The organism is Frankia sp. Mgl5 (assembly GCF_023242985.1).
GTDB lineage: Bacteria > Actinomycetota > Actinomycetes > Frankiales > Frankiaceae > Parafrankia > Parafrankia soli.
The window spans coordinates 76,443-100,087 of record NZ_JALKFY010000006.1 but is presented as its reverse complement, the minus strand read 5'-3'; the positions used below and the strand labels follow the sequence as shown (position 1 = coordinate 100,087).

Sequence of the window (23,645 nt, the reverse complement as noted above, 5' to 3'; positions counted from 1 at the left end):
CCCGGAGTCTAGGCGATAACATCTAGATTTTTCCAGTCGACTGGGGACGTCCGGTCCGCTGCGGGCCGGCGCGCGACGATCGCCCGATCACCGCCGGAAACCCGCCGGCCCCGTGAGACCGGACGACGTCCGACCCCGTCTCACCCAGCCCGGCACGAGCCGGTCCGAGCGGTCCGTCCGCGGCATTGCACTCCCATTAACATATAGATATCTTGCGTACCCGCGGCCACGACGGGACCAGGAGGCGACCGTGCTTCGAGTGATCCAGTGGGGCACCGGGAGCGTCGGCCGGCACGCCGTCGCGGCCCTCAGCCGGCATCCCGACCTGGAACTGATGGGCGCCCTGGTGTACAGCGACGCGAAGGCCGGCCGGGACGTCGGCGAGCTCTGCGGCGTCGGCGAGCTCGGAGTGCCGGCCACCCGCAACCGGGACGAGATCGTCGTCCTCGACGCCGACTGCGTCCTGTACATGGCGCAGGGCGAGATGGACCCGGCCGGCGCGCTCGACGACATCTGCCGGCTGCTCGCGGCGGGCAAGAACGTGGTGTCGACGGCGGTGACGGCGCACATCTACCCGCGCAGCGCGGGCCGCCGCGTCGTCGAACGGCTCGAGGCCGCCTGCGCCGAGGGCGGGACGTCCTTCCACGGCACCGGCATCGAACCCGGCTGGGCAGCCGAGGTGCTGCCCCTCACCATGTCCCCGCTGTTCCGGCGGATCGACTCCCTGCTCGTCCAGGAGCTGCTCGACTACTCCACCTACGACAGCGCCGGCATGCTCTTCGAGATCGTGACTCCTCCGACGGTTGGAGCCGTCGGCTTCTCAGGCCGCTTCCGCGCCCTGACGGGCCAGCCCGACCCGAAGAATGTTGATCGCCGCGTTCACGTCGGCGTGCGCGACATGCCCGCACGCGACACAGACGAACGCGGCCTGTGTCCTGCGGTTGTCGGCGTGGCAGTGCCCACAGACCGCACACGTGCGGGAGGTGTTGGCGGGGTTCACCTCGACGACCACCCGTCCGGCACTTTCAGCCTTGGCACGCAGCACAGCGAGGAACACCCCCCACCCCGCGTCCAGAACGCTCCTGTTCAGCCCGGACTTCGCCGCCTGCCCGTTAGGCAGGAAAGCTTCAGGCCGGTCGGGGTCGGGTTTCGGCACGGCCCGGCGGGTCATGTTCGCGACCCGCAGTGCCTCCACGGCGATCAGATCGTGGTCGCGGACCAGGTCGCGTGCGACCGTGTGAGCGAGGTCGAAGCGCTGCCGGCGAACCCTGCGGTGCAGGGCGGCGACCTTCGCGACGGTCTTCCGGCGCCGGGTCGACCCCCGCTTCTTACGGGCCAGTTCCCGTTGCGCACGCGCAAGCCGACCGGCCGCCACGGCAAGAAAACGCGGGTTACCGACCTGACGGCCATCCGAGAGGGTCACCAGCGACGCCCACCCATATCCACCCCCACCACCACCCCGGTGGCCGGCAGCGGCCGCGCGGGCACGTCGTCGCAGGAGAGGACCACATACCAGCGGCGACCTTCCCGCTTCACCGAGACCGTCTTGACCGTGCCCGCCACCGGCCGATGCTGGTGCACCTTGACGTGACCCACACCCTGAAGCCGGACCCGAGTCCGGGTGGGATGCTCAGGCTGGGAGTTCCACCGGCAACCGTCCCCGTCCCTCGGCCACTCGACCGTGTCGAACCGGCCCGCGCCTCTGAACCGCGGGTAGCCAGGGGTCTCGCCTGCTTTGACGCGGCGGAAGAAGCCGGCGAACGCCCTGTCGAGGCGACGCAGGGTGGCCTGCTGGGAGGAGAACGACCAGCGGCCCTGATCCGGGTCGCAGGCGCGGATCTCCTTGAGCTGGGCGGACTGGTCGCCGTAGCGAACCGTCGCCTTCGACGGATGCCGGTAGGCGTCGCGTCGTTCCTGCAACGCGGCGTTGTAGAGCGCCCGATGATCATCGAGCATCGCCGTCAGCGCGGTGGCCTGCCGCGCCGTCGGGCGGAGCAGGAACTTGAACGCCCGCCTCACCGGGCCCGCTCCACACGCCACGGCCACTCGTCCTGGGTGTCGACGTACCGGCGGACAGTCTCAGCGGACACCACGCCGACGGTGGCGGCGAAGTACGACCGCGACCACATGGCCGGCAACCGGGAACACAGATGCCCGAACTCCGCGCGCAGCACCCGGGACGTCAACCCCTTGAGCTGGTTGGCGACACACGACGGGAAGTGCTTCAGGTGAGCCTTGACGAACAGGCGCACAGGGTCGGGCATGACCTCCACGCAACGACCATCCACCCATACCCGGCGCACTTCCGTCGGACCAGCTCCGCACAGCGGTCACCGACAGGACCAGCGAGCACAGGGCCGCGGAACTTCGGGCACCACACCCTGCGATACCCAAGGTCGTAGACACCACCCACGCCCACCATCACCCCCCGAACCATGATCCGAACATACCAGCGACGTACACCAACGGTCACGGTCCGTACCCGACTCCCCTCACGCCTGAAGACGTCAGCCCCCTCGGGAAATCCTGATGGGTTTCGGGCGGGCACCCGGCGCCGCCGTGCCGATGTCCGACCCGGCGGTGGCCGGCACCGTCTCGGCGCAGCGGTTCTCCTGCACCGCCGTCATCGGGGGCCGCCCGGCGCTGACCGTCGAGCACATCACCCGCGTCGGGTCCGGGCAGGCGCCGGACTGGCCCACCGGCCGGGGCTGGCGGGTAGCCGTCGAGGGCCGGCCGTCGATGGTGATCGAGGCCAGGATCGCCGTCCACGGGGAGGACGAGACCGACCAGGGCTGCCTCGGCACGGCGATGCACGCCGTGCATACGATCGGGCCGGTCTGCCGGGCGCGGCCCGGGATCCGCACCTTCCTCGACCTGCCGATGATCAACGGTCGGCACGTGTTCGGGGCGGGCCCGGCCCGGTAGGTGGGGTAAGCCCGGTGGGCGGAGTCAGCCGAAGGGCAGGACGACCGTCCTGGTCTCGGTGTAGGCCTCGACGCCCTCGGGGCCCATCTCCCGGCCGATCCCGGACTGCTTGAACCCGCCGAACGGGCTGCGCGGCTCGACGATCGCGATCGAGTTGACCGCGCAGGTGCCGGTCCGGATCCGGCTGGCCAGCGCGACGCCGCGGGCGGTGTCGGCGGTCCACACCGAGCCCGACAGACCGTACTCGGAGTCGTTGGCGATCGCCGCCGCCTCGTCCTCGCCCGCGTACCGGATCACCGTCACCACCGGCCCGAAGATCTCCTCCCGGGCGATCCGGCTGGCGTTGTCGACGTCGGCGAACAGCGTCGGCTCGACGTAGAAGCCGGCGTCGAGGCCGGGGGGCCGGCCGCCGCCGACCACCAGCCGGGCGTCACCGGCCCGGCCGTCGGCGATGTAGCCCTCGACACGGTCCCGCTGGCGGGCCGAGACGACCGGGCCGACGTCGGTGTCCGGGTCGCGCGGGTCACCGACGACCAGCGTGCGCACGTGGTCGGCGAGCGCGTCGACGACCTCGTCGTAGCGCGCGGCCGGGGCCAGGATGCGGCTCTGCGCGGCGCAGACCTGACCGTTGTTCTGCAGCCCCGAGCCGAGGATCTGCGGGACGACGGTCGCCAGGTCGGCGTCGTCGAGAATGATGCCGGCCGACTTGCCGCCGAGCTCCAGCGTGCACCGCTTCACGAGCTCCCCGCAGGTGGCCCCGACCGTCCGGCCGGCCGCGGTGCTTCCCGTGAACGACACCTTGTCGACGCCCGGGTGCGCGACCAGGTACCGGCCGAGGTCGGCGCCGCCGGGCAGGATGCTCACCACGCCCGCCGGGATTCCGGCCTCGAGGAGCACCTCGGCGAGCAGAAACGCGCTCAGCGGCGCCTCCGGCGCCGGCTTCAGGATGATCGGGGCGCCCGCCGCCAGCGCCGCGCCGAGCTTCATGCACGAGATGAAGACCGGCACGTTCCACGGCACGATCCCGACGGCCACCCCGACCGGCACCTTCTGCACCAGGCAGGGCCCCATCACGCCGGCCCGCTCCTCGGTGAAGGCGAACCGCTCGGCGACGTCGGCGAAGCCGTCCAGGATGAGAGCGGGGCTGATGGCCTGGCCGAAGATCGAGAACTTCGCCGGCGCGCCCATCTCGTCGGTGACCAGCCCGGCCAGCTCCTCGGCCCGGGCCTGCAGCCCGCCGGACACCTTGCGGATCAGGCCGGCGCGTTCGCCGCCGGTGGTCGCCGCCCAGTCGCCATCCGCCAGGACAGCCCGTGCCGCGGTGACGGCCGCGTCGGCGTCAGCCTGGCCGGCCGCCGGGACGGTGGCCACGAGGCGCTGGTCGTGCGGCGAGCGGACCTCGATGCGGCCGGCCGAGGCGGGACTGAGCCAGCGGCCGCCGATGAGCAGTTGGTCGCGTTCGATCACAGGCGTCACGCGGTCACCTCCGGGGGTAACAGGCGCCGCGCGACCTTGCCGGTCAGCAGGCGCGGCAGCTCGGCCAGGAACACGACCGAGCGGGGACACTTGTAGTGGGCGACGCGGTCCCGGGCGAACGCGATGAGCTCCGCCTCGAGCACAGCGGTGTCGGCGGGGGGCTCCGCCGGCTGGACGACCGCGCGCACCGATTCGCCCATCTCGGCGTCCGGCACGCCGATCACGACGACATCCGTGACGGCGGGGTGCAGGATCAGCACGTCCTCGACCTCGCGTGGGTAGATGTTCACGCCACCCGAGATGATCATGTTCGACACCCGGTCGGTGAGGTGGAGGTAGCCGTCCTCGTCCACCCAGCCGACCTCGCCGAAGGTGCCCCACCCTCGTTCGTCGAACGCGCCGGCCGTCCGCTCCGGGTCACCGTGGTACGCGAACGGCCGAGCCACCTCGAAGTACACCCGGCCCTCGGTGCGCGGCGGCACCTCGTCGCCGTCCCCGTCGACGATGTGCACCGGGGCCAGCAGCGACCTGCCGACCGAGCCCGGATGGGCGAGCCACTCCTCGGGACCGATGGCGCAGAACCCGACTCCCTCGCTGCCGGAGTAGTACTCGTACACGACCGGCCCGAGCCAGTCCAGGACGGCCCGCTTGACCTCGGGCGGGCAGGGCGCCGCGGCGTGCACGAGCGTCCGCAGGCTGGACAGGTCGAACCGGGCCCGGTCCGCCGCGGGCAGCTTCAGCAGCCGGACGAGGTGCGTCGGGACCACCTGACTCAAGGTCACCCGATGCCGCTCGACGAGCCGGAGGAACTCCAGCGGGTCGAACCGCTCGGTGGCGATGACCGTGCCGCCGATCCGGTGGACCGCGGTCGCCCAGGCCAGCGGCGCGGCATGGTAGAGCGGCGCCGGGCTCAGGTAACGCGTCGATTCGTCGGCGCCGTACAGGAGCCTGACCATCCCGGTGAACTGGTCGCCCGCGCCGACCGGGCCACCGACACTCGACGGTGTGATCCCCTTGGGCCGGCCGGTGGTGCCCGACGAGTAGAACATCCAGGTGCCCTCGCACTCGTCGTCGACCGGCGACGCCGGTTGGGCACCGGTGACCTCCTCGTACGAGTCGAACCCGTCGACCGGCCCGCCGACGGCGAGCCGCACCTTCAGCGCCGGGGCGTCGATCCCGGCGGCCACGTCGGCCCGGGGCGCGGACACGACCAGCGCGGCGGCACCGCAGTCGGCGACGATGTACCCGGCCTCGGCGGCCGACAGATGCCAGTTGATCGGCGTCACCAGGAGGCCGGCGCGCAGTGCCGCCCAGACCACCTCGAAGTACTCCGTCCGGTTCTCCATCAGGACGGCGAGGTGGCTGCCGACGCCGAGCCCGGACGACCTCAGCGCCTGCGCCACCTGGTTGGATCGCCGCTCCAGCTCCCCGTACGACAACACCCGATCGCCGATGATCACAGCTGGCCGGTCCGGCGCGGACGCCGCGAACCGCTTCGGATGCTCGATGTCCATGCACACTCCTCCGGTGCGGACTCCCTCAGCGCGGACCGCCTCGGTCCGGGCCACCTCGGTGCGGACTCGCCCGCGCCGCTGCCGTCGACGGATCAGGCCTGCCCGGACGGGAGCAGGACCGGCTTGACGACCTTGCCCGACCGCGAGGCCTCCTCCGCGGTGTTGATCGCCTCGAGCGGGTAGGTCTCGATCAGCCGGTCGAACGGGAAGCGGCCCGCCCGCCGCAGTTCGAGGAGCCGCGGGATCACGATCTGCGGGTCGGCGCCACCCTCGAGGATGCTCGACACCGTTTTGCCGAGGAGCGCCACCGGGCCGAAGGTGATCGGCTCGGTCTGGATGCCCACCAGCCCGCAGTGCCCGCCCGTCCGCAGCGCGCCGACGGCGGTCGCGATGACCGCGACGTTTCCGGTGGTGTCGAAGCCGAACCGGGCCCCGCCCCCGGTCAGTTCCTGGATCCGGGGGATGAGATCCGTGCCGGCGCCGTCCAGCACGTGGGTGGCACCGAGCTCGGTGGCGAGCTCCAGCCGGTGCCGGTGGAGGTCGACCGCGATGATCGGGCCCGCGCCGGCCACCCGGGCCGCCATGATCGCCGCGAGGCCCACCGCACCGGCGCCGAACACGGCGATGCTGTCCCCCTCCCCCACGTTCAGGTCGACGAGCACGGAACCGGCGCCGGTGAGGATGCCGCAGCCCAGCGGGCCCAGCTTCGCCAGCGGCAGGTCCCGGTCCACCACGACGACGCCGCGCTCCGCGGCGACGCAGTGGGTCGCGAACGAGGACTGGCCGAACCAGCGCGAGGCGATCTCGCCCCCGTCGGCGTCGCGGACACCGGTGGTGCCGTCGAGGCGGCGACCGAAGAAATTGCGGAACAGGAACAGATCGCAGTAGGGCGGGGCGCCCCGGCGGCAGCTCGGGCACTCGCCGCAGGAGTCGAACGAAAGCACCACGTGGTCACCGACCGACACCCGCGCCACGCCCTCGCCGACAGCCTCGACCACGCCGGCGCCCTCGTGCCCGGTGATGATCGGCGGCGGCGCCGGCGCCCCGTCCTGGCGCGGCACGACGTCGGTGTGGCACATGCCGGCGCTCACCACGCGGACCAGCACCTCGCCGGGTCCGGGCGGATCGAGCTCGACCTCCTCGAGCACGTAGGGCCCGTCCGCCTGCCGGAGCACCGCCGCAGTCGCCTTCATCCCGCGCTCTCCCAGTTCCAGTCGTCCGCTCGTCGGCCTGCCGGCGCGTCTCCGGCACGCGGGCCGTTCACCCGGAACCCTAAGTCATAGATCTAGATGTTTCAATATCACCAGAAGTAGGCAGATGCGGCGGCCGCCGGCGCGGACGCACCACCGGACGCTCCCGGCCTGTCCGCGCCCGCAGCCCGTCCGGCCGCCGGGGACGCCCGCGGCGCGACGGGGAGACCGCCGCACCGCGGCGGTCCGCGGTGGCCCGTGCCCGCGACATCCCGACCCGGATTACATGTAGACCTTTTGCCGCCTGCGGGCGTAGGCTGCGCCCACTGGACACCCAGCGGCCCCACCGCCCGTCAGCCCCGCGGTGCAGCACCGCCACGGCGACGGCGCCGACCTCGGGCACCGCCCCAGGAGGACGATGTTCACCCAGACCGCGGACCAGGATCTGCTCGGGAACACGACGGCGCAGTACCTGGAGGCGAGATACCCCCCGTCCCGCGTGCGCGAGCTGGCGCGGCAGGACGAGACATTCGACGGCACCCTGTGGAAGCAGGGCGCCGAGTTCGGCTGGACGACGCCACTGGTCCCGGAGCACGCCGGCGGTGGTTCCGTCAGCGGGAACGGGCTGGCCGACCTGCTGGCGGTCACCTTCCAGTTCGGCCGGCACGCCGCGCCGGGGCCACTGATCGGGACGAACGTCGTCGCGGCGGCGCTGGGCCGGTGGGGCTCGGCGGAGCTGCACGCCGGCCCGCTGGCGGAGCTGCTCGACGGAGGCGCCACCGCCGCATGGGGGCACTCTCCGCGGACCGGACGGCGCGCGGGCGCGCAGGTCCGGGCCGCCCGCTCGGGCGACCGGGTCATCCTGGACGGCACGGTCCCCTGCATCGAGCGGGGAGGTCCGAACGGCTACCTCCTCGTCGCCGCCACCGGTCCGGACAGCGCCACCAGTCCGGACAGCGCCGCCGGCGACGGCGCGCGGTCGCACTTCCTCGTCCCGCTCGGCGCCCCCGGCGTGGAGACGACCCCGCTCCACAGCATCGACCTGACCCGCCGCTACCAGACGGTGACGCTGCGGGCGGTGGCCGTGCCGGTGACCGCCCGGGTCGGCGAGCCTGGCACCGCCGACGCCCACGACGCCGCGCTGCTCGACATCAGCGCCGTGCTGCAGGCCGGTGAGATCGTCGGGGCGACGCACCGCGCGTTCGAGCTGACCCTGCGATGGACCAACGACCGCTACTCCTTCGGCCGGCCACTGGGGTCGTACCAGGAGATCAAGCACCGGATGGCCGACCTGCGCACCCAGCTGGAGGCGAGCGCGGCGATCACCGAGAAGGCCGCGCGCCTGGTCGGCACCGGCCGTGCGGACGCCCGCACGTGGGCCAGCACAGCCAAGGCCTACGTCGGGCGGGTCGGCCCCGAGGCGATCCAGGACTGCGTCCAGCTGCACGGCGGGATCGGCGTCACCTACGAACACGACCTGCACCTGTACCTGCGCCGAGCTCTGGTCGACGCTCAGCTGTTCGGCACGCCGGCCTACTTCACCGAACGGCTCGTGCGCCTCGTCGAGGCCGCCGTGGCAGACGGAGGACGAGCGTAATGATCACAGTCGAGGAGTTCGCCGCGCGCGCCCGGAGCTGGCTCGCCGAGAACATGCCACCCGCCGATCCAGGCACCACCGAGTTCTTCCTGACGGCTACCCAGCGCCCCGAGGCCGAGGAGCTGGCCCGCGTCGCCACCTGCCGCGAGTTGCAGCGCCGGCTGTTCGACGGCGGGTTCGCCGGCATCTGCGTGCCGGCGGAGTACGGCGGGCAGGGGCTGACACCGGCGCACCAGGCCGCCTTCAACCGGGAGATCCGCGGCTACGACTACCCGGCGGAGATCCAGGCGTCGACGTTCATCCCGTGCATGGCCGTGTTGCTGGAGTTCGGCACCCACGAACAGAAACTGCGCCACATCCCGGCGATGCTGCGCGGCGAGGAGATCTGGGTCCAGCTCCTGTCGGAGCCGGGGGGCGGATCCGACGCCGCCGGCGCGGTCACCACCGCGACCCGCGACGGCGACCGGTGGATCCTCAACGGATCGAAGATCTGGACCACCTCCGCCTGGTACGGCGACTGGGCGCTGTGCCTGGCCCGCACGAACTGGGACGTCGGGAAACACATCGGGCTGACCGTGTTCAGCCTGCCGGTCAGCGCCCCGGGCGTCGACACCCACCGGATCGAGCTGGTCAACGGCTCGAAGGAGTTCTGCCAGGAGTACCTGACCGACGTCGTCGTACCCGACCACGACCGCGTCGGCGACGTCGACGCCGGCTGGGGCGTCGTCACCCGCTGGCTCCACCACGAGCGGACCGTCTCCGGGGGCTCGCCCTACGTCACCGGCAGCGGCAACCGCCCGAACGACGGCCCCTACGAGCCCCGGGTGATACTCGAGACCGCCCGGCGCCTCGGCGCGATCGACGACAGCCGCACCCGGGACCTCATCGGCGAGGGGCAGATCCTCGCCCTCGTCACCAGGGCCCTCGTCGAGTCGGTCACCCGCAAGATGGCCACCGGCGCCCTGCCGCACCACGCCGCCGCCATGTGCCGGTTGTTCAGCGGCACCGCGACCAGCCGCCGCGCGGCGATAGCGACGGAGCTGTGCGGTGACACCGGGGTGGTCTGGGCACCACACGACGAGACCTCCGCCCAGGTCGCGCGCGGCTACCTGGTCCGCCAGGCGGCCTGTATCGGCGGCGGCACGACCGAGATGGCCCGCAATGTGATCAGCGAACGGCTGCTCGGCATGCCCCGCGAGCACCGCGCCGACACCGGCCCCTTCCGGGACGTCCCGCGCGGGCCACAGGCGAGCGGCGGACGGAGCAGTACCTGATCCAACTGTGGCCTGCCTGCGTCCTCCACGAGTTCACCTGGGGTGCCGCAACCGAGAAGACCGGTTCGTCGAGGGCCACGTCCCCGTGGCGGGCAACGGTCCCGACACCGACTCCTGGAGCCACATCGAGAAGCACGGCAGCCAGGGCGGCACATCCTCACCCATCCCGAGTCCGGGCTGCTACAAGGCGCCGAGGGCTAACTACGACGCATGGCCTGCCACCGAGGCCTCGACGCGGACTTCACGCGACGACTCCAGGCAGCTCTCGACGCATGGGACGCCTACTCCCCTGCCTGACCCGGTAGAGGCGTGACCTTGTAGCTCGCCGCGGTCACGTACTCGTCCGCCGGCGTCGCAGAACCGGACCGCTTCACTGGCCCGGCCGGAGTGGTGCCGCGGCTGCCGTCTGCGGACCGGTGTGCGGCACCAGCCAACGTGGGTCGACCTGTGCCCGTCCGGGCTCGGGCATCATGTCCGCGGCCCTGCTCGCGATGGCCTCGACCAGCCGGATCGCCTGAAGGACAGACAGATTCAGAACGATCTCGGCGCCGGCGTCCGCCTGCAACCGCACCGATACGTCCGCCATCGTCACATGCCCTTCGTCGCGAACCTGATCGCCCCCTGTACCGAGAGGGTCATGCTGACGCTACGGGGGAAGCCACGATGATGTCGGGAAAGGTGGCCAGCGGCACTACGGCGGTCGTGGGACAGGCCGGCGCGACGAGGCCACCGACGCCAGCAGCAGGACGCCCCTCATACAGGGAGTCACCACCACAGGGCTGGGCCTTGACCATCCGCCGTCGCGTCGGTGGCCAGAGCAGCCGCCGCGCACGTACCCACACCGAGGAGGTCCCCATAACCAGGTTCACCTGGCATCCCAAGCCTGCACCCGCCAAACTGCCCGTCCGGCAGGTCTACGGTTTCCTGTTCGCCGCCGACGGTCGGCTACTTCTTCTCGTCGACCGCGGCCGCTGCTCCCTACCCGGCGGACGCCCGGAACCCGGCGAAGACGCCGAAACCACGCTGCGCCGCGAAGCCCACGAAGAAGTCGCCGTCGTCCTCGGTCAGCCCGTCGTCCCCCTCGGCTACCAGCACGTTGACGATGAAGACGGCAGCACCTGCTACGCCCAGGTACGGATGGTCGGCCCCATCAGCGCCGTCCTACCGGCCGCCCCCGACCCGGCCACCGGCCGCCAGTACCAGCGGCTACTCGTCCCACCCGCCCAGGCCGGGGCGCTCCTCGACTGGGGCGAACACGGCCACCGGCAGGTGGCCGCGGCCACGGAAGCCGCCGTGGTCATCCTCGGCCTCCCCCGCGACGACTTCCCAAACGAAGAACACATCTGAGACGACATAGTCACGCCACCCTGGCCGTACCCGCTCGCAGACCTTTACCGACCTCGCACGAGTGAGCGCCGGACGGCCGCTCCGAGCTCAGGACAGCCGCCCCGGGTTCGCCGGCAGGCCCGTCACCGACAACGGCCGGATCTTCCGGTATGCCTCCACCACCGGGGCGACCTCATCGGGCGAGACACCGTGCAGAATCACGCCGGTCGCGCCCAGCTCGAACTGGCGGACGACGGCCGCCGCGCACTGCTCGGCCGTCCCGGTCGCGCTTGCCGCCAGCCACTCGTCGGGAAGCAGCGTGGCGAGGTGCTCCAGCTGCCGATCGTCGGCCTTGGCGTCGAACGCGCCGCGGAACCCCTGGACGAACTCGTCGGCCCGGAACCGGGCCAGCACCGCCGGGTCCCAGCCGTTGACCCGCACCAGGATGTCGCCGTAGCCGAGCAGGTAGGTGGCCAGCCGGCCCACGGTCCGGCGCGGCCGGTGCTCCGGTGCGATGTGGTCGCCGACGGTGGCGAGGACCGACCAGATCCGGATGCCGTCCGGGTCCCGCCCGGCCGCCCTGGCGCCGCGGTGGACCGCCTCGACCGACTCCGCCAGCGCGGTGTCGGAGAAGTACGTGTGCAGCACGACGCCGTCCATGCAGCGGCCGGCGAGCTCGAGGCTCTTCGGACCGAGCGCGGCCAGCATGAGCGGCACGTCCTCGTCGAAGTCCGGGTCCTGGTGCAGGTACGGATACTTCCCGGCGGGGCCGTCATGGTCGAGCACCAGCTCACCGTGCCAGAGCCGGCGCAGCAGCCCGGCCATGTCCTCGAGCTGGGCGCCGGTGACCGGACTGAGCCCGACCCAGGTCCAGAACTGGTCGAAGCCGCGCCCGAGGCCGAGCGCGAACCGCCCGCCGGTGAGGCGGTGCATGGTCGTCGCGAACGTCGCGGTGACCAGCGGGTGGCGGGTGTGGTGGTTGGTGGCCGCCGTCGCGATCCCGAGCGTCTCGGTGAGCGCGCCGGCGGCGCCGGACAGGGTCGCCGCGTCCTTCGTCGAGAAACGCTCGGAGACGAAGGCGGCGCCCAGGCCCAGCTCCTCCCCCGCCCGGACCTCCGCGACCAGGTCACGTGGTGTGCCGGAGTGTCCGGGCAGGGTGTAGAAGCCGAGCTCGGTGAGCTGGTCGGTCGTCATGGGGGTGGTCTCTCCCTACCAGCCCGGCTTGCGCTCCGCGAAGAAGAAGGACTGGGCGTTGTCGTGGAGCCAGGCCTGGCGGACCTCGTCGGTCAGGTCGAGGTTCGCGACCTCTCCGGTGCACCGGGACATGGACAGGACCGGGTGGTCCGAGGCGAAGATGATCCGGTCGCGGCCCCGGGTCGACAGGTAGTGCAGCAGCGACGCCGGCAGCCGCCTGGGGGACCACGCCGACGTCATCAGCCGCAGATTGCGATATTTGATCATCATTCGGATCGCGGTGTCCCACCACGGATCAGCCCCGTGGATCATGCACAGCCGCAGCTCCGGGAACCGGATACAGACCCGGTCGAGATGTATCGGGTTCTGCGGCTCCGCGGGGATCGGCGGCCCCGGGATACCCGTGTTGACGCACAACGGCAGGTCGAGCTCGCAGCACTTGGTGTAGAGCGGGTAGTAGACCGCGTCGCTGGGCGGGTACATCCCGTCGCCCCAGAAGCTCGGCCCGACCGTGGCGTACACGACCGGGTAGTCCCGGACGAACGACTCCAGCGCGCGCAGCGCGCTCATCGGACGCAGCAGGTTGAAACCGCCGATCCCGAGCGCGAAACGGTCCGGACGCTCCTCGGCGTAGCGCCGCGCCCGGTCGTCCTTCCGCCCCGCCTTGGAGATCAGGATCGCCCGCTCGACACCGGCCGCGTCCATCGCGTCGACCAGCTCGGGAAGCTCCGGGCTGCGCAGGAAGTCCGCCCCGCCCTTGAAGTAGTCCTCCTTCACCCGGATCATCCAGTCGGGCGGCGCGCTGTCCCCCATGTCCACGTTGACCAGGCAGTCGATGGCCTTCACCTTGACCTCGCCTTCAGGGAACCCGCGGTGCCCTCCTCGACGAGGAGGCGGCGGAGCGCGTCGATGTCGACCTTTCCGCTGGCCAGCCGCGGCACCCGGTGGGGGTCGCGGACGATCAGCCAGCGGGTCGGGATCTTGAAGCTGCTCAGGTTGGCCCGGGCCTGCTCGGCCAGCTCGTCCGGGCCGTCGAGCGAGCTGGCGACGACCACCGCCGCGACCTCCCGCGCCCCCACGGCGCCGGCGGCGCCCGCGGCTCCCGGTCCGGTGGAGACGTCCGTGACTTGGGCGGCGGTGACGTGGGCGGCAGTGACGTCGGTGACGTAGGCGTCGGTGACGCCGGGCAGCGCACGCAGCGCCGCCTCGACCTCCATCGGGTAGACCGTCGCGCCCCGGACTTTGAACATGTCGTCGAGGCGGCCCCGATACCAGAGGTAACCGTCGGCGTCGAGCAGGCCGCGGTCCGCGGTGGGATAGAACCCGTCGGCGTCGAACACGTCCGCGCGGTGCCGGCCGGCGATGCCGCGCATGACGTTCGGCCCACGCAGCCGGATCTCGCCCTCGGTACCGGGCGGGAGGACGGTTCCGGTCGCCGGGTCGGCGATCCGCACCTCGACACCGGGGAACGGCCGGCCGCAGCTGCCGTGCTTGCCGGCGGGCAGGTCCGTGTCGAGCCGCGAACCGCAGTACGGCCCGAAGGTCTCGGTCATACCGAACAGGTTCGCCCGGGCGCCCGGCCCCGGCCGCGCCGCCGGCGGCAGCACCGCGCCGAGGCTCGCGGGCCGCAGTGTCGACAGGTCGGTGGTGGCGAACGCCGGATGCGCGGCGAGCCGTGCCGCCTGGTCGGGCCAGCCGCGGAACAGCGTCACGCGTTCGCGCTCCAGGAACCGCAGCGTGCGGGCCGGTTCCGGCACGGCCTCGGTGAGCAGGGTGGCGCCGGCGACGAGCGCCGAGAGCAGTCCGCCACCGAACCCGCCGGTCCAGAAGAACGGCATCGGGATGTAGAGCCGTTCGCCCCGCCCGATGCGGCGGCTGTCCAGGCTGGACGCGACGGCCCGCAGCCCGTTGCCATGGGTGTGGAGAACGCCCTTCGGGGTGCCGCGGCTGCCCGAGGTGAACAGCACGGCCAGGTCGTCGGCCGGGCGGCCGGCCCCGCCGCGCGCCACCACCAGCGCCTCGACGAGCGGCGCCGGTGCGGCGCCGGCGGGCAGCTCGTCCGAGGCCCACTCGTCCGAGGTCCAGATCCAGCGCAGTGACGGGAGATCCGGGTGCGGGCGGCCGCGCCGGGAATGCTCGGTCAGCCCGGGGGCCGCCGACGCCAGTTCGTCGAGATAGTCGCGGCCGCGCAGCCGCGGCACCACGACCAGCTGGGTGACGGCGGCGGCGCGAAGCTGGGCGAGCAGCTCCGGCGGCCGCAGCAGGGTACTCAGCGGGACGAGCACGGCACCGACGCGCATCACCGCCAGCGCGGCGGTCGCCCACCCGATGCCGTTCGGCATCACCAGCCCGACCCTGCTGCCTTTGGTGACGCCGGCGCCGACCAGCCGCCCGGCCAGGGTCCGGCTCGCGTCGTCGAGCTCGGCGAAGGTGATCTCCTCGTCGTCGCTGACGAACGCCTGGACCGCGCCGTCGAGGCGCCGCCGGGTCGCGAGCAGCGCCGGGATGGTCAGCTGGCCCGGCAGCACCGACACATCAGGCAGCACCGCCTCCTCAGACAGCGCGGGGTCGGGCGGGGTCTCATCCGGCGGCACGGAGCAACTCCTTGAGCGCGGTCCTGTCGATCTTGCCGCTGGACATCGTCGGCACCTCGTCGTCGGCGATCGGCACGATGCGCCGGGGGACCTTGTACGCGGACAGGCGTTCGGCCAGCTGGCGGCGCAGCCCGTCGGGGTCGACGGTCCGCCCGGGGGGCACCCGGACCGCCGCGGCGACGATCTCGCCGCGGGCCGCGTCCGGCAGGCCGACGACGTGCGCGGTCAGCTCGGCGACGTCCCGGATGGCGGCCTCGACCTCGAGCGGCGAGACGTTGGCGCCGGCCGTCTTGATGACGTCGCCACCCCGGCCCTTGAAGTAGAAGAACCCCTCGTCGTCGACGATGAACAGGTCACCGGAGTGGTACCAGCCGTCGGCGTCGAACGCCTCGTGGCGTTCCCGCCCGTAGTAGCCCTCCATCAGGAACGGGCCCCGCAGCCACAGCTCCCCCACCTCGCCCGCGCCGAGCACCCGCCCGTCCTCGGGATCGACGATCCGGGCCTCGAAACCCGGCGCCGGACGTCCGAACGAGCCGCGCCGGTGTTCGGGCTGGTCGTCCTCGTCCTCGCTGACCAGGCACACGCTGCCGGTCTCGGTCATGCCGAGCATCTGGTGGCGCAGCTGCGGGTCGGCCGGCCGGACGTCGCCCGGCATGATCGCGTACAGGTTCCCGCGCCGGATCGACGAGAGGTCACGGCGGGCGAACGTCGGGTCGGCTGGCAGGCGCGCCACCGACTGCGCGTAGCCGTTGACCATCGTCGGGCGCTCACGCTCGAGCACGTCGAGCACACCGGCGGCGCTCGGCGCATTGGAGCACACCAGCCGGCCACCGGCCAGCAGCGTGCCGAGCAGCGCGTAGGCGAACCCCCCGATCCAGAAGAACGGCGAGTTCGAGAACAGCACGTCGTCGGCGGTGTAACGGCGGATCTCGTTCAGGTTCGCGAGGTGGCGGATCAGCGCGCCATGGGTGTGGATCACACCCTTCGGCACGCTCGTCGACCCCGACGTATGCACGATCACGAGCCGGTCACTCGCGTGCACCGCGTCCTCGGCGGCGCGGGCGACGTCCTCGCCCACCTCGGCGCCCCGGGTCAGCAGGGCGTGCACCTCCCAGGCGGGACCGGCGCCGCCCCCTCCGTCGGTTGCCATCCCGGGCTCGGCATCCGCCGTCGAGCCGACGAAGACGTGCCGAAGCACCGGCATGGACGGGGCGAGCAGGGGTGGTGCCGCGGCCTCGCCGAACTCGGGGACGGCGTCCCGCAGCGCCGCGACGTAATCGTGGGAGCGGTGGGAACGCGCGCTCAGCAGCACCCCGATGTCGGCGTTGCGCAGCAGGGTCCGCAGCTCGGTGCTGGTGGAGAAGGTGCTCAGCGGCACGCTCACCGCGCCGATCCGCGCGGCGGCGAGCCAGGCGACGACGAACTCGCTCCCGTTCGGGTGCAGGAGCCCGATGTGCGTGCCACGGCCGGCACCCACCGCCAGCAGGCCGCGGGCGAGCGCCCGCGACCGCCGGTCGGCGTCGGCGTAGGTGAGCACGTCCTCGTCGCAGGCGAGCAGGACCCGCGGGCCGTACCGGTCGGCCTGCCGGCGCAGCAGTGCCGGGACGGTCAGCGGCAGCCCGTCCCCCGCCTCGATGGTCGTGGCGATCACGGCTGCGCCCTGCGCGGTGAGACGTCTGGCAGCCGAGCCTGGTCGCCCTTGACCGCGTCCAGCTCCGCCTCACACAGCACGACGTCACCAGCGGGGTTACCGGCGGGGTCACCGGCCAGCAGCCGGCCGGTGGTCCTGATCCGCGGCCCGGCGGCCGACCGGGCCAGCACGAAGCGCAGATCGGTGCGCAGCGGGACGGGCCGTCGGTAACGCAGCGCGAGCCCCGCCGTCTTCCCGGCCAGGCCGAGGTCGCAGTTGTGGTGCTGGATCACCGCGTCGAAGAACAGCGCGAGGAAACCGCCGTGGACCAGGCCCGGCGGGCCCTCGTAGGCGATCGGGAAGTTGACCGTGCCCTCGGCACGGTCGCCGTCGACGGCGATCTCGTAACCGGGGAAGCAGGGATTGAACGCGCCGATGTGGCGGGAGTGGTCCAGGTAGACGCGGCCGTCGCCGTCCGCCGCCGTGCCCACGCGGGGCGCCGGGTCGGCCGGGACGCGCCGGCCCAGCAGCCGCTGCGCCACGTCGAGGGCGGCGAGCAGGGCGTCCACCTCCGGGTCGGGATGCTCGAGCGCGAGCAGTAGACCGATGACCTGCCGTAATCGGTCCGCGGCCTCGACGGTCTCCGGGAGCGGCTCGACGCCGAACGTCCAGGGCGGGGCCGGGGTCAGGTCGGTCACCGCAGTCTCCACGACCGCCCGGCTGTCGGATTCCCGTCCGGCGTCCCGCCCGTCCTGCCCGTCCTGCCCGTGCCGCCCGCGGGCGGCTCCTCGGCATCCGCCTCCGCCTCGGCCATCCCGATCGGGTTGCCGAGCCGGGTGTAGATGAGCGACTGTTCCATCGCCGCGCGGTACGGCCGGTCCAGCGACTCCCAGATGGCGCGCACGGTTCCCTGCGTGGCGGCCGACGGCTTGCGCGCGATCCCCGCCGCGATCTCGTGGGCACGCTCCCAGAGCCGCGCGCGGTCCACGACCTCGGTCACCAGGCCGATGCGCAGCGCGGTCTGGGCCGAGACCCGCTCGTCATTGCCCGACAACGCGATCCGCAGCGTCTCCCCCAGCCCGATCTTCCGCATCAGCCCGATCGGTTCCACCGCGCACACCCGACCGTAGGTGACATGCGAGTCGAAGAACGTGGCGTCCGACGAGCAGATCACCACATCGGCCTCGTTCAGGAAGTAGAACGCACCGGCGGTGCAGATGCCCTGAACCGCGCACACCACGGGCTTCCAGCACTTCTGCCACTTCGGGCTGAGCAGCTCGCCCGGGTCCTCGTGGTTCCACACGTCCTCGGGCTGGCCGAACGGCTTCTTCACGTCCAGCCCGGCGCAGAACGCCCGGTCCCCGGCCGCCCGCAGCACCACCGCGTGCACCTCCGGGTTCAGTTTCACCCGTTGCCAGACGTCGCGGATCTCCCCGCACATCCGCCGGTCGAAGGCGTTCAGCGCCTCGGGCCGGTCCAGGGTGATCGTCGCGACTCGGTCGGGCCCTGTCTCGTACCGGATGGTCGAGTAGGTCGACGTCATGTGTCCCGCCACTCCGCCTTGTCGGTGTATCGCGGCGATGGTAGCTCGCAACTCTCAAAATGTATAGAGATATAGCATGACATCGCGCGTCCGATCAGCGAGAGGGCGCGCCAGCGGGCGAGAACCTCGGGCGTGCGACTGCGACCGCCAACCCGTGGCATATATATAGAGATTTAGGTTAGGCTGCGGTCGGATCATTCCCGACGCGCAGAAGAGGGACAGCGTGGAACCGAAGGGGTTGCGGGCGGTCGTCGTGGGCGGCGCGTCCGGGATGGCCAGGGCGACGGCCGAGCTGATCGCGACTCGCGGTGGGCGGGTGGCGATCCTGGACCGGGACAGCAGCGACGGCGCGACGGTGGCCGAAGGTCTCAAGGGCAGCTTCCACGCCTGTGACGTCACCGACTTCGCGGGGATGGAAGGCGTCATCGAGACCGCGGTGGCCGCGCTGGAGGGGATCGACGTCGTCGTGAACACCGCCGGCGGGGCGACTCCCGGGCGCACGCTGAGCAAGGACGGCCCGCTGTCGATAGAGACGTTCCAGGGCATCATCGATCTCAACCTGACGGGCACGTTCAACGTGGCCCGCCTCGCCGCGTGGCACATGAGCCGCAACGCGCCGAACGCCGACGGCGAACGAGGCGTGATCATCAACACCGCGTCGATCGCCGCGTTCGAGGGGCAGATCGGACAGATCGCCTACACCGCGGCGAAGGGCGGGGTGGCCGCGATGAGCCTGACGATGGCCCGTGAGCTCGGTTCTCTCGGGATCCGGGTAAACGCCATCGCACCGAGTCTGTTCCAGACCGGCCTGACCCGAGGCATCCCGGAGGAGTACGAGAAGGTCCTCACCAAGGACGCCGCGTTCCCCAAGCGGATGGGGCGGCCCGAGGAGTACGCGCGCCTCGCCCTGGGCATCATCGAGAATCCCATGCTCAACGGCTCCACCATCCGCCTCGACGGCGGCCAGCGCTTCGCCCCGAAGTAGGTCAGGGCATGGCCCGCTACGTACTCTGCTGGGTTTTCGCGGGCCTCTGGCTGGTCTTCTCGGTGGTCGCGCGGTTGCCGACGATCACGCGGCCCGCCACCACCCTGGAGGGCCTGCAACTGGGCGCCCTGCTGGGATTCACGGTCGTCCACGCGTCGCTCTCGATCGGCTGGCGAGGCTTCGTCACCTACTTCGCGACCAGCTACCTGGTGGCCTTCGCGTTCGAGGCCACCAGCATCGCCAGCGGCTTTCCCTTCGGCCACTACGTACACCACACCGAGGGTCCGCGGCTCCTGGACGTGCCCGTAGTCGTCCCGATGACCTACGTGACCTACGGGTGGTTCGCCTGGACTCTCGCGAGACTCATCACCCCGGCCGCCCCGGCCGCCCCGGCCGCTCCGCAGCCAGGGTCCCGCGCGGACCGCGTCGTCACGCCCCTGGTAGCCGCGTTCATCCTCGCGGGCTGGGACTTCGGCTACGACGCGATCGGGTCGACCGTGCGCGACCTGTACACCTATCGGGACCCGAGCGGATTCATGGGGGTTCCCCTGTCGAACTTCCTCGGCTGGCTGCTCAGCGGCTGGGTGATCTTCCAGCTGTTCGCGCTCGTGGCGGATCGCTTCTCCCCGGCGACGGCCAAGCTCGGGCACCGGCTGTGGCCGTGCGCCATCTGGGCGCTCATCCCGGTCCTTTATCTCGCCGACCTCGTCAACGCCCCCGAGGGCACCGTCGAGAGAGGGGGACGCGAGTTCGTTGTCGCGGACGTCTACGAGGCCTCGGCCACCGCCGCCATCCTGACGATGCTCCTGCCCGCCGCTCTCGCCGCGTCGCGTGCCCGGGTCCGGCCGGTCGCCGCCCCCAGGGAACCACCGCCCGGGAATCGGCCGAGGGAGACGTCCGTCGGGTAGGCGGCGCGGGTCAGGACTCGACCAGTACGGCAACGGCACCTGCACCCACGTCGATGCTCCGGTGCCCACTCTGTCGACCCGGGACCGGTTCGCGCTCATTGCCCGCGCGCCCGACCAGGTCGACGACGACGAGGTCGATGCCTGCACATTCCGGATGCTGACTCCGGCCGAGATCCTCGCCGCCCTGAAGGCGTCATGAGCCGCCCCGCCGCCAAGCTCACTCCCGCCCAGGTGGTGGAGATCCTGGAGCAGATCGCCGCGGGCGCGCGCAACGACGACCTCGCCGCGCAGTACGGAGTGTCGGTCGCCGCAATCGTCAAGATCAAGTACCGGCGCACCTGGAAGGCGCTCGACGACTCCCCTCGCAGCCACTGCCGCCGCGACCATGCCTATGCCGAACACGGCTACGCCGATGCTCAGGGATCGAGGCGTTGCCGCGAGTGCCAGCGGCTGCGGGAAAGGCACACGCGACGTCTGGCCCGCGAGGAGCTCCTCGCGGAGCACGACGGGCACGAGCTGCGCACGCGGGTCAACGGGACCGTGTACTGCCTGAGCTGCTGGCGTGGCGCGAGCGACGTCGACGAGATCGCCGTCGAGCGGGCTGTCGCTGGCGAGCCGCCCGAGCACATGACCATCGCTGAGCGGCAGGCCGCGATCCAGCTCCTGCACGGCCGGAAACTCTCGGCCCGGGAGGTCGCCAGGCGGCTGGACACCAGCTCGCGCACCGTCCAGTGGCATGTAGCCGTGATCCGCGAGGAGGCGGCGTGAAGGGCAACGTCGACCAGCGGCTCGGGCCCCGATCAGGAAGCGGGACGACCCCCGTTGCCAGCGCTCCCCGGCGTGGCGTCGAACATCCGGGCGAGGTACTCGGTGCGCAGGACGCCGCGGCCGTCAGCGCCGATGTAGCCGACGTCGCGGGTGAGGTAGCCCTCGGGGTAGTCGTAGCCGGCGGAGGTGACCGCGCCGTTGCGGGTCCACCAGGCCTTGCGGTGGGTGTCGCAGCGATCGCAGGCGTGGATGACGTGATAGGCGCGCGCTTCGCGGTCCCAGGTCGCGGTGTGGGGCTGCCAGCGGTGACCCATGGTGCGGCATTCCACAAAGCTGCCAGGCAGCTCGCTTGCCCAGGACTCAATGCTGCGACGGGGAGTCTGTTCAGGCACGGCAGAGGCGTCCTTTCCGGAAGAACGTCGGGCAAGGCGGGGTCGATCTCGCCGGCACGCCGAGGAGTTCGTGCGGCGATCCTGCCACCCCGACGGGCCTACGTGGGTGTCCACACGTCCCGTTGTGAAAGTCCTGTGACCTGCGCGGATACCCGCGGCACAGAGGTGCCACAAACCCGATCTTTCAGCACCTGGGCGTAGCCCCGGCGTTGCTGACTTCCTGTTCCCCCACCCCAGAAGAAGATCCACATGGCCGGAGACACCGTGATCACTGTTGTTGGGAATCTGACCAGCGACCCCGATCTGAAGTTCACGCCGAACGGCGCCGCGGTCGCGAGCTTCACGGTCGCGTCCACCCCGCGCACGCTCGACCGCACCACGAACGAGTGGAAGGACGGAGAGGCACTCTTCCTGCGCTGCTCGATCTGGCGGCAGGCCGCGGAGCACGTCGCCGAGTCGCTGGCCAAGGGCACGCGCGCGTCGACGGCGAGCCGCAGAGTTGGACGCTGCTCAAGCTCGGCCCGGCCGTCGCGGCCACCCGCGGGCTGCGGGCCGAACTGGACGAACTGCTCGGGACCGCCGCTGTGACGAGCTGGCCGGTCAACAGCCCGGCGCCGGCGGCGCCGCGTACTGGAGGGCGAGGTCGTGGCGATGCGGCCAGATGGCGCCGCGCCGGACCCGGTCGCTCGGCGGCGTAGCCGCGCCTACCTGATCGCGTGGGCCACCTGGTCCGGCAGGTCGTCGGTGACGCCGACCAGGGAGATGGTGGCGCACACCTGCGCGTAGGCCAGGAGCCCGGCGTCGTCGAGGCGGTTCGGGTCCACCTTGGCCACTGCGCCGGTCGCGGCCAGCAGGTACGCATTCTGATCGACCAGGACGCGGTGGCCATCGATACGGGGGCGCGGGGGGCGACACACGCTCATCTGCCCATCATGACCCACTCCGGGCCACGGCGCGTCAGCGTTCCAGCGCGGGAAGCAACGGTTCCGCCACGCGCCGGAGCGGACCTGGATCTGGATCTGGAGCTGGCACCGGGGCAACGCCTCCGGCCGCGGGCACCGCTGGCGCGACGGTGGACGTGACATGACATGGCTCACCCCGCCGGTGCCGCCCTTCGCTCACGACGTGGGCTCCCCGGTCCGTCCGCACTCATCCGCTCCCACGATTCCAGCGTCTGCCCGGTCGACGTCGATGGTCATTTGTACCTTCATGCCGTGAGCCTTGAAGACGCGATCAACGCAGCTCGATCCCAAGCGGACATGCACGCCGTGGCGCCAGCGCACGGCAAGCCCAGGAGCGAAAGCAGCACGGACGGATCCACGTGCAGGTGCTGGCAGCAGAGGCCGTGACGCACCTGGCCGAGTTGGGGGTCGAAACGTTCGTTCGGGCGCAAAGGGCGACGCGGCTCCAGCATGGCGAGATCTACCGTGATCCGGCCGGACAGCGTTACGGGGTCGCGGTCGAGCAGCGCTGCTGGGTGCTGTCCAAGATGGCTGGAATCAGGAACGGAGAGGGCCCCTGGATGGACTCTTCCGTCCTCCTGCTGGCCGATGGGAAAATCGGCCGGTTCTGGCCGATTCCGCCGCGTGCTCCCGCCGATCCCGGGCGCGGCGCCCCCGCGGACGACGGTCGGCTGTACGTCGGCCGCGCGACACGCTCCCCCATTTCGCCGCCTCCACACTATGATGATGATCATGGGCAGGGTCTCCCCGGTCGTGTTCGTGAGCTGCGCGGAGGAACTTGAGCTGTCGCCCCGGCCGCGATCGTTCGCCGCCGCCGCGTACGCCGCGGTGCGCGATTCGGGTTGCCGAGTGGCCGCTCCTTCGGGCTCGACCGGGCACGAAGACCCTCCGGCCGAGGAGCGCTGCCGGCAGGTCGGCGCGTGCGACGTATACCTGGGGCTCATCGGCCGTGAGTACGGCTCCCAGGTCGTCGACCTGCCGTCCCGGTCCTACCTCGAGCTGGAGTACGCCGCCGCGCAGAAGGCCGGCCTCGACCGGATCGTGTTCGTCAGAACCCTCGAGACCGAGTCGATCGACGGTCGTCAACAGGCGTTCCGTGAACGAGTACGGCAGGACGGGCTGCGCGGCTGGTTCGTCGACGACGAGGAACTGCATCGGCTGGCGCGGATCGCGCTGGAGGGCTGGCGGTCCCGCCCGCCGAAACGCGCCGCGAGGAAGCGCGCCCGGCAGGACCCTCCGGGCATCGGCCCGGCGTGTGACGCGAATGGTCTGAAGGGTTGGGCTCCGGAGATCGCGTCAGGCATTTCTGACGCCATAGGCTGGCCGTAGAGTGAGGACGTTCGACGGCGCCAATCTCGCAGGATAGA

At 71.7% G+C, this 23,645-nt stretch carries 22 protein-coding genes and 4 pseudogenes; 12 read left to right on the top strand and 14 right to left on the bottom strand.

Features of this window, described 5'->3' with window-relative positions; translation table 11 throughout:
• Nucleotides 1-112: 112 nt before the first annotated feature.
• A pseudogene (locus MXD62_RS39630) lies at nucleotides 113-406 on the top strand (hypothetical protein); the annotation flags it as partial.
• 414 nt (nucleotides 407-820) lie between these two features.
• Here the strand turns inward: MXD62_RS39630 and MXD62_RS40045 are convergent.
• Both MXD62_RS40045 and tnpA read right to left on the bottom strand, forming a co-directional pair.
• Nucleotides 821-2,019 (bottom strand): annotated as a pseudogene (locus tag MXD62_RS40045) (RNA-guided endonuclease InsQ/TnpB family protein).
• Nucleotides 2,016-2,437: pseudogene (tnpA, locus tag MXD62_RS04730) on the bottom strand (IS200/IS605 family transposase). Before tnpA ends, MXD62_RS40045 begins: the two co-directional pseudogenes overlap by 4 nt.
• 92 nt (nucleotides 2,438-2,529) lie before the next feature.
• Between tnpA and MXD62_RS04725 the strand changes: the two are divergent.
• Complete coding sequence (locus MXD62_RS04725) at nucleotides 2,530-2,925, top strand: hypothetical protein (RefSeq protein WP_248828204.1); 396 nt, start codon at nucleotides 2,530-2,532, stop codon at nucleotides 2,923-2,925.
• Between the two features lie 24 nt (nucleotides 2,926-2,949).
• Here MXD62_RS04725 and MXD62_RS04720 read toward each other — a convergent pair whose 3' ends face one another.
• From MXD62_RS04720 to MXD62_RS04710, 3 genes are all read right to left on the bottom strand, one after another.
• Complete coding sequence (locus MXD62_RS04720; protein ID WP_248828203.1) at nucleotides 2,950-4,401, bottom strand: aldehyde dehydrogenase; 1,452 nt, start codon at nucleotides 4,399-4,401, stop codon at nucleotides 2,950-2,952.
• A complete protein-coding gene (locus MXD62_RS04715; protein WP_248828202.1) occupies nucleotides 4,398-5,915 on the bottom strand; it encodes an AMP-binding protein in 1,518 nt (505 codons plus the stop codon). The genes MXD62_RS04720 and MXD62_RS04715 overlap by 4 nt, the downstream gene beginning before the upstream one ends.
• A 92-nt stretch (nucleotides 5,916-6,007) precedes the next feature.
• Complete coding sequence (locus MXD62_RS04710; RefSeq protein ID WP_248828201.1) at nucleotides 6,008-7,108, bottom strand: NAD(P)-dependent alcohol dehydrogenase; 1,101 nt, start codon at nucleotides 7,106-7,108, stop codon at nucleotides 6,008-6,010.
• Nucleotides 7,109-7,523: 415 nt separating this feature from the next.
• Here MXD62_RS04710 and MXD62_RS04705 point away from each other — a divergent pair, with 415 nt between their 5' ends.
• Nucleotides 7,524-8,702 (top strand): acyl-CoA dehydrogenase family protein, encoded by a 1,179-nt coding sequence (locus MXD62_RS04705; protein WP_248828200.1) that lies wholly within the window; start codon nucleotides 7,524-7,526, stop codon nucleotides 8,700-8,702.
• Entirely contained in the window at nucleotides 8,702-9,976 is a 1,275-nt protein-coding gene (locus MXD62_RS04700) for an acyl-CoA dehydrogenase family protein (RefSeq protein WP_248828199.1), read from the top strand. The genes MXD62_RS04705 and MXD62_RS04700 overlap by 1 nt, the downstream gene beginning before the upstream one ends.
• A 370-nt stretch (nucleotides 9,977-10,346) precedes the next feature.
• Here the strand turns inward: MXD62_RS04700 and MXD62_RS04695 are convergent, their stop codons facing one another.
• Nucleotides 10,347-10,562, bottom strand: coding sequence for a hypothetical protein (locus MXD62_RS04695; RefSeq protein ID WP_112105491.1), 216 nt, complete (start codon nucleotides 10,560-10,562; stop codon nucleotides 10,347-10,349).
• Between the two features lie 200 nt (nucleotides 10,563-10,762).
• On the opposite strand from MXD62_RS04695, the gene MXD62_RS04690 reads away from it, so the two are divergent.
• Nucleotides 10,763-11,323 carry an NUDIX hydrolase gene (locus MXD62_RS04690; protein ID WP_248828198.1) on the top strand — a complete coding sequence of 187 codons (561 nt, stop codon included), beginning with the start codon at nucleotides 10,763-10,765 and terminating at the stop codon, nucleotides 11,321-11,323.
• 87 nt (nucleotides 11,324-11,410) lie between these two features.
• Here MXD62_RS04690 and MXD62_RS04685 read toward each other — a convergent pair whose 3' ends face one another.
• The 6 genes from MXD62_RS04685 to MXD62_RS04660 are packed head-to-tail and all read right to left on the bottom strand — an operon-like array spanning nucleotide 11,411 to nucleotide 18,263.
• Nucleotides 11,411-12,496 (bottom strand): TIGR03857 family LLM class F420-dependent oxidoreductase, encoded by a 1,086-nt coding sequence (locus MXD62_RS04685; RefSeq protein ID WP_248828197.1) that lies wholly within the window; start codon nucleotides 12,494-12,496, stop codon nucleotides 11,411-11,413.
• A 15-nt stretch (nucleotides 12,497-12,511) separates the two neighbouring features.
• Complete coding sequence (locus tag MXD62_RS04680) at nucleotides 12,512-13,342, bottom strand: amidohydrolase family protein (protein ID WP_248828196.1); 831 nt, start codon at nucleotides 13,340-13,342, stop codon at nucleotides 12,512-12,514.
• A complete protein-coding gene (locus tag MXD62_RS04675) occupies nucleotides 13,339-15,090 on the bottom strand; it encodes a class I adenylate-forming enzyme family protein (RefSeq protein WP_248828195.1) in 1,752 nt (583 codons plus the stop codon). Before MXD62_RS04675 ends, MXD62_RS04680 begins: the two co-directional genes overlap by 4 nt.
• Entirely contained in the window at nucleotides 15,077-16,741 is a 1,665-nt protein-coding gene (locus MXD62_RS04670) for a class I adenylate-forming enzyme family protein (RefSeq protein ID WP_248828194.1), read from the bottom strand. The genes MXD62_RS04675 and MXD62_RS04670 overlap by 14 nt, the downstream gene beginning before the upstream one ends.
• On the bottom strand, nucleotides 16,738-17,418 hold the full coding sequence (locus MXD62_RS04665; protein ID WP_248828193.1) for a hypothetical protein: 681 nt from the start codon (nucleotides 17,416-17,418) through the stop codon (nucleotides 16,738-16,740). Before MXD62_RS04665 ends, MXD62_RS04670 begins: the two co-directional genes overlap by 4 nt.
• A complete protein-coding gene (locus tag MXD62_RS04660; protein ID WP_248828192.1) occupies nucleotides 17,415-18,263 on the bottom strand; it encodes an enoyl-CoA hydratase/isomerase family protein in 849 nt (282 codons plus the stop codon). The genes MXD62_RS04665 and MXD62_RS04660 overlap by 4 nt, the downstream gene beginning before the upstream one ends.
• Before the next feature lie 223 nt (nucleotides 18,264-18,486).
• On the opposite strand from MXD62_RS04660, the gene MXD62_RS04655 reads away from it, so the two are divergent.
• The 4 genes from MXD62_RS04655 (at nucleotide 18,487) to MXD62_RS04640 (ending at nucleotide 20,924) form a co-directional block, all read left to right on the top strand.
• Nucleotides 18,487-19,248 (top strand): SDR family NAD(P)-dependent oxidoreductase, encoded by a 762-nt coding sequence (locus MXD62_RS04655; protein ID WP_248828191.1) that lies wholly within the window; start codon nucleotides 18,487-18,489, stop codon nucleotides 19,246-19,248.
• Between the two features lie 8 nt (nucleotides 19,249-19,256).
• On the top strand, nucleotides 19,257-20,156 hold the full coding sequence (locus MXD62_RS04650; RefSeq protein WP_248828190.1) for a carotenoid biosynthesis protein: 900 nt from the start codon (nucleotides 19,257-19,259) through the stop codon (nucleotides 20,154-20,156).
• Between the two features lie 61 nt (nucleotides 20,157-20,217).
• Nucleotides 20,218-20,355: a hypothetical protein gene (locus MXD62_RS04645; RefSeq protein ID WP_248828189.1), complete on the top strand. Its 138-nt coding sequence runs from the start codon at nucleotides 20,218-20,220 to the stop codon at nucleotides 20,353-20,355.
• Complete coding sequence (locus MXD62_RS04640; RefSeq protein ID WP_248828188.1) at nucleotides 20,352-20,924, top strand: hypothetical protein; 573 nt, start codon at nucleotides 20,352-20,354, stop codon at nucleotides 20,922-20,924. Before MXD62_RS04645 ends, MXD62_RS04640 begins: the two co-directional genes overlap by 4 nt.
• 32 nt (nucleotides 20,925-20,956) lie before the next feature.
• Here the strand turns inward: MXD62_RS04640 and MXD62_RS04635 are convergent, their stop codons facing one another.
• Nucleotides 20,957-21,238 carry a hypothetical protein gene (locus MXD62_RS04635; protein ID WP_248828187.1) on the bottom strand — a complete coding sequence of 94 codons (282 nt, stop codon included), beginning with the start codon at nucleotides 21,236-21,238 and terminating at the stop codon, nucleotides 20,957-20,959.
• A gap of 327 nt (nucleotides 21,239-21,565) precedes the next feature.
• Between MXD62_RS04635 and ssb the strand changes: the two are divergent.
• Nucleotides 21,566-21,787, top strand: a pseudogene (gene ssb, locus MXD62_RS04630) (single-stranded DNA-binding protein); the annotation flags it as partial.
• Nucleotides 21,788-22,020: 233 nt separating this feature from the next.
• Here the strand turns inward: ssb and MXD62_RS04625 are convergent.
• Nucleotides 22,021-22,239, bottom strand: coding sequence for a hypothetical protein (locus MXD62_RS04625; RefSeq protein WP_248828186.1), 219 nt, complete (start codon nucleotides 22,237-22,239; stop codon nucleotides 22,021-22,023).
• Between the two features lie 398 nt (nucleotides 22,240-22,637).
• Here MXD62_RS04625 and MXD62_RS04620 point away from each other — a divergent pair, with 398 nt between their 5' ends.
• Together MXD62_RS04620 and MXD62_RS04615 are read left to right on the top strand one after the other, a co-directional pair.
• Nucleotides 22,638-23,060, top strand: coding sequence for a hypothetical protein (locus MXD62_RS04620; RefSeq protein ID WP_248828185.1), 423 nt, complete (start codon nucleotides 22,638-22,640; stop codon nucleotides 23,058-23,060).
• Nucleotides 23,011-23,607, top strand: a complete 597-nt coding sequence (locus MXD62_RS04615; RefSeq protein WP_248828184.1) for a DUF4062 domain-containing protein — start codon at nucleotides 23,011-23,013, stop codon at nucleotides 23,605-23,607. Before MXD62_RS04620 ends, MXD62_RS04615 begins: the two co-directional genes overlap by 50 nt.
• The last annotated feature ends 38 nt before the right edge of the window (nucleotides 23,608-23,645 follow it).